The sequence below is a fragment of the uncultured Campylobacter sp. genome (genome assembly GCF_938018035.1).
Classification (GTDB): domain Bacteria; phylum Campylobacterota; class Campylobacteria; order Campylobacterales; family Campylobacteraceae; genus Campylobacter_B.
In genome coordinates, this window is the sequence record NZ_CALIJF010000241.1 from 1 (window position 1) to 3331 (window position 3331).

Sequence of the window (3331 nt, forward strand, 5' to 3'; positions counted from 1 at the left end):
AAAACCGAGTGTTTAAAAACTATTAATTCGTTGATATCGGATAAAATTTCTTTAAATTTAGCCATTTCGCCCCTTATTTTGGGCACCATTGTATCAAAAAAAAGTAAGAATAGCTCTAAATTTGATATAATTTGAACGAAAAATTTACGAAAGGAAACGCCTTGAACCAGAATCAAAACTCGCACGCAAGCCCGCAGATCGCGATCATCGGCACCACCGCAAGCGGCAAAAGTGATCTTGCACTAAGTATCGCGCGAGAGACCGGCGCCGTGATTTTGAGCCTAGATTCGCTCTGCATTTACCGGCAAATCGACATCGCAAGCGCTAAGCCAAGCGAGGAGCAGCTGCGCGAGATCAAGCACTTCGGCGTAAATTTAATCTATCCAAACGAATACTTCAGCGTCGGCGAGTTTATAAAAGAGTACGCGGCCGCGCGGGCTTTTGCAGAGCGTAGCGGTGCGCCTTTGATAATCACTGGGGGCAGCGGATTTTATCTAAAAGCGATGCTAAGCGGTCTGGCGCCGAAGGTTCCCGATTTTAAAAATGAAATTTCAAACGATGAAATTTACGCTCTAGCGCAGCAGATCGATCCGGAATTTGCCGCAAAGCTTAGCGCGTCTGACAGTTTTCGGTTAAAAAAATGGCTAAGCATCTATAAATTTTGCGGCGAGGCGCCGAGTAAATTTCTGCGCGAAAACACCGCCCCGCCCGTCATTTCGGATATTAAAATTTTTGAGATCGACGCGCCTAAGCAGTGGCTTGCAGGACGCATCGAGGCGCGCACGAAGGCGATGTTTGAGCGCGGGCTTTTAGAGGAGGCGGAGTTTTTATTCGCCCGCTACGGCTCAGAGTGCAGGGCGCTAGGCTGCATCGGGCTAAAGGAGTGCGGGCAGCTTTTGCGCGGACAGATCTCGCGGGCGCAGTGCGAGCAGCTCGTAAGCCTGCACACGGTACAGCTCGCAAAGCGCCAACGCACCTTCAACCGCTCGCAGTTTGCGGATAAAATTTCAGCGCCGCCGCAAGAGCTGGAGCGTGAAATTTTAAAGCTCCTCCGCCGCGAGATTTAAAAGACCCATGCTGTTTAACTAGGTACGATGGAGTCACGACGCGCCGTTTTTGTAAGAGAGTAAATAATCAAAAGCATGATAAAAGCATAAACCAAATAGCCCGCTTTTGATATTTTTTTAGATATTTCCGAAATTTCATCATCCAAAAGAATGTTATAAATTTGCACATATTTTTTATCATTCGTAGATTCTTCTAAATATGCGAAAGGACAAAAATAACTGAATACATTTAATCTTCCTTCGGGTTTTGATTGGTTATTTTCGCTGTCTATTTGCTTTAGAATTGCAAGGCGATGATTCGCAATTAGTTTAATATCATAATCCACACTTTTGCCGCTATTAATCTTTATTAAATTCAAAATTTCCTTTGGTGCACTTTCATTGTTTTCTAATACATAATTTCTAAATTTATTAGGCTCTATTTTTGTACTTTGAAATATCCCATTAAATGGATTAAAAAGCTCTGGCTTAACGAATAAAAACATTATAAAGCAAACATAAATAGAAATATGAAAAACGTAAGAGATTTTGTATCCCATCTTCTCAGAGATATAGGTATATCCACAAATAAGGAACAAAAATATAAAAATAAATGTGCCTGTAGTATTGATGATATCATTTAATTCCGATAAAAATGAATAATGTAAAAAAGAACTGGAAATAAGTTGGAACATATCGATAAGAAAGATTGGAAATATTGGGATAATTATGAGATCTTTCCACATTTGAGTGTCTGTCTCTCTAATCCGAATTGTGAACATAACTGCTATAAAGATAAAAGTAATAAAAAATAACAAATCTTGTAAGCGAAACTCCCTTTTTTCTAAACAGGCTTCCAAACATATATACAAACGAGGAAAAAGCCAATTTAGGACCCCATAAAACACTACAACAGTGACGGCAAAATTAATGATCTTTACAAGATTCGAATGATGGTCGCTCGTAACACGATAAAGTTTTAATAGCATTAAATCTATAAAATTTTTAATATTCTTTCTTGCCGGATCTTTAGATTCTTTATTTTTAAGATCGTCTTCTAACTCTATCTCCTTACAATACAATTCGGAAACGCGATACCTTATAGCATCAAGATGGTTCCCTGTTTTAGTTACGATATTTTTTAAAACCCTAAAACTATCGCGGAAATCATTCGCCGTCTCTTTAATAGAGCTGCTTTTTGCAGCTTTGATTATAGCTTGCTTCAAATCTTCATATTCAAAGTCCAGTTTAGAATTTACTAAATTTAAATCTCCCTCAAATATAGTGGCGGAAAAATTTACAAAGTCTTTAAATCGCACGCCATAAAAAGATGCTACTTTTTTAAATATGGCTCCATGAAAGTCTGCACGATTATTAAATATGATATTATTAAAATAAGCGTTGTCTTGAAATATAACATTAGAAAAATTTATTGGTTTTATATCTTCTTTCTCGTCAGAGTTATCGAAGTTTACCGGTTTTTCAAATACGCAATTTGAAAAGTCAACAATGCTGTTAAATTCAGATTTCTCAAACGAAACGTATTTTTTAAATTTAGAATTTTCAAATGAGACCGCTTCGCTAAATTTACAACCGATAAAACTTATTTTTTGTTCTATATTTCCCGATATACATAGATTGCTAAAATCGCAATTTTGGAATTCTACCTCAAGCTCGCAAATAATCTTAGTTAAATTCAATACGCGATCTATTGGAGAGCCATAAAAATTTTTAATAATATACTTTCCGTTTTCCTTGTCAATATGTTCCGCGATATTGGCAAGCTCTACATCTTTGCCTATGAACCCTCTTGATTTTAAATCATCTAGCCACTCTTTGGAATTCTTCATCTCATTCGCTTAAAAAAATAACTCTTAATACCCGCTTAAAAAGACGAAATTATTTACCGCGCCGGTTAGGAATTTGACTAAAAACGGCGCCAGCACGCACGCCACGCTAGCTAGCACGACGGCAAATTTTATCTGCACCGAGACCGCGCTCAGCGAGCCGTCAAGCTCCGCATCCGTCCGCGGCTCGTGCAAAAACATACGCACGATGAGGTGCAGGTAGTAATACAGCGCGAGCGCGCTATTTACCGCCATGATGACGGCGAGGGCGAAGTAGCCCGAATTGACCGCCGCGCTTAGTAGATACATCTTGCCCCAAAACACGCTAAACGGCGGAATGCCCGCAAGCGAGAGCATAAAAATCGCTGCGCATAGCGCAAAGAGCGGATGGGTGCGGATCAGCCCGTCAAATTTCTCAAACGGATGCTCGAAGCGAGC

General features: G+C 39.6%; 3 protein-coding genes. 1 reads left to right on the forward strand and 2 read right to left on the reverse strand.

The genetic code is table 11. The features are described 5' to 3' along the window. Positions 1-161: 161 nt before the first annotated feature. Positions 162-1067 carry a tRNA (adenosine(37)-N6)-dimethylallyltransferase MiaA gene (gene miaA, locus Q0257_RS07210; RefSeq protein WP_298023388.1) on the forward strand — a complete coding sequence of 302 codons (906 nt, stop codon included), beginning with the start codon at positions 162-164 and terminating at the stop codon, positions 1065-1067. Between the two features lie 14 nt (positions 1068-1081). Here miaA and Q0257_RS07215 read toward each other — a convergent pair whose 3' ends face one another. After that, positions 1082-2896, reverse strand: a complete 1815-nt coding sequence (locus Q0257_RS07215; protein WP_298023391.1) for a pentapeptide repeat-containing protein — start codon at positions 2894-2896, stop codon at positions 1082-1084. A gap of 24 nt (positions 2897-2920) precedes the next feature. After that, positions 2921-3331: proton-conducting transporter membrane subunit (locus Q0257_RS07220; protein ID WP_298023394.1), on the reverse strand; the 411-nt coding region annotated here is incomplete at its 5' end.

Excerpts from the sequence above, each read along its gene's own strand:
- Q0257_RS07215 (WP_298023391.1), bottom strand. The coding sequence starts at position 2,896 with ATGAAGAATTCCAAAGAGTGGCTAGATGATTTAAAATCAAGAGGGTTC.